The organism is Verrucomicrobiia bacterium, assembly GCA_035460805.1.
Taxonomy (GTDB): domain Bacteria; phylum Patescibacteriota; class UBA1384; order CAILIB01; family CAILIB01; genus DATHWI01.
Genome location: DATHWI010000151.1, coordinates 1 through 1504, shown reverse-complemented (window position 1 = coordinate 1504; position 1504 = coordinate 1). Strand labels below are relative to the sequence as shown.

Annotated in this window: 1 protein-coding gene, 1 tRNA gene and 1 pseudogene; 1 reads left to right on the top strand and 2 read right to left on the bottom strand. The window is 49.7% G+C overall.

Features of this window, described 5'->3' with window-relative positions; translation table 11 throughout:
• Window positions 1–127: 127 nt before the first annotated feature.
• A pseudogene (locus VLA04_06145) lies at window positions 128–310 on the top strand (hypothetical protein).
• On the opposite strand, the gene VLA04_06140 reads toward VLA04_06145, so the two are convergent.
• Window positions 255–1271, bottom strand: a complete 1017-nt coding sequence (locus tag VLA04_06140) for a DUF6538 domain-containing protein (GenBank protein ID HSI21236.1) — start codon at window positions 1269–1271, stop codon at window positions 255–257. The pseudogene VLA04_06145 and the gene VLA04_06140 sit on opposite strands and share 56 nt — an antisense overlap.
• 93 nt (window positions 1272–1364) lie before the next feature.
• Window positions 1365–1440 (bottom strand) — tRNA-Glu (locus VLA04_06135).
• Window positions 1441–1504 lie beyond the last annotated feature (64 nt).

Below are 1504 nucleotides of genomic sequence, written 5' to 3'. Positions count from 1 at the left end.
ATTCGACATTTCTATAACGCCCAAAGGCTATGCGTATATTGATGAGTTTAAGGTTCAGCCTTCGACTAGTAATATAGGCTTTTGCGCCATGTGGTTTGATCCTTCTGTGAAGCCCGGCTGGAGTCAGGCAATCGAACCTGCAATCCTAAGCGCTGGGTATGAGCCCAAACGAATTGACGGACATCACCATAACAACCGAATTGATGACGAAATTATCGCGCTTATACGCCGAAGTAAGTTTGTCGTAGCGGACTTCACAGGGCAACGTGGAGGAGTTTACTTCGAGGCTGGGTATGCATTAGGACATGGATTCTCTTGAGGTCTTCAGTGCTAAAGGGCTGGCGTTCGTCCTCATCAACCTTTGGCTTGATCACTCGGACACCGCTGGCCGGATTAACCGTAATGTAGTCGTTATCGGTGGCGTACTGAAGGAGGCTATGAAGAGCGCCAAGCTGTTTCTTAACGGTAGCCCACTTTCTACCGTCCTCAATCCGCTTGTCCTTGAAGGCCACTACATGGGACTTGGTAATCTCATCTAGCGTTAGATCACCGTGTAACTCCTTAAAGATTCTTAGGGCCATCTCCCATTCAAGGAGTGTCTTAGGGGCTGGTTTTCTTTCCAGCTTCCATTTGTCGAGGACATCGGGAAGGGTTAGGTCGGTGAGCTTAGGCTTTGGTGCGGGAGCCAGTTTAGGGGCCTCAGGCGTGTCTACAAGCTCTCCTTGATGCCTGCTGAGCATCACTTTGCTGTTTGCTTCGACTGTAGCGCGTAGAAATGCGTAGGAGAGTTGTTTGTGGGCTTCTGAGCCTAGGGCAATATTAAAGCCATGAGATGCACAGAAGTCTTCCATCTCAAACTCTATAAGACTAGTGTTCCCCCGGGCAAGGTCATACCTTGACCCAATATCTACTATTTCAATGGACTCGGATATCTTTCTGTAATCCCGATCCGTAAGACCTTCCATACGCCGTTCTTCGTCCTCCTCAAGGATGTGAGCTATCCAAGCGTCTGAGAGCTTCTTAACGTCCTCAGGGGGGATTACCTCGATAGAGGTGGCAGTGAGGTTGCGCCTAACAGTTTGGAACTCTGCATCGACCCTGACAGCCTCAAGACGTGCCAAGCGTTCAGCCTCACGGCGGTCTTTGGTCTTTAGGCTGTAATTGAGTTCGACCTTGGGATGGTAGTGCTGGAGTAAATCAGTTGGTATGCGGCGACGAAAGTAGTACGTGCCATTGCGAAGATAGAGGTGAGTCTGAGATGCCACGGTCATAACCCCGAAGTGTAACAGTTTTGTGTAACACCTCGGAGACTTAACCTATTGAAGCTGTTGGTTTTTATTTTAAACCAACAACTTAACGCATTTTGGCGTCCCCACGGGGATTCGAACCCCGGTACTTACCGTGAAAGGGTAATGTCCTAGGCCTCTAGACGATGGGGACCCGACCTGATCTTTTGGTGGAGGTAAGCGGGATCGAACCGCTGACCTCTTGCATGCCATGCAAG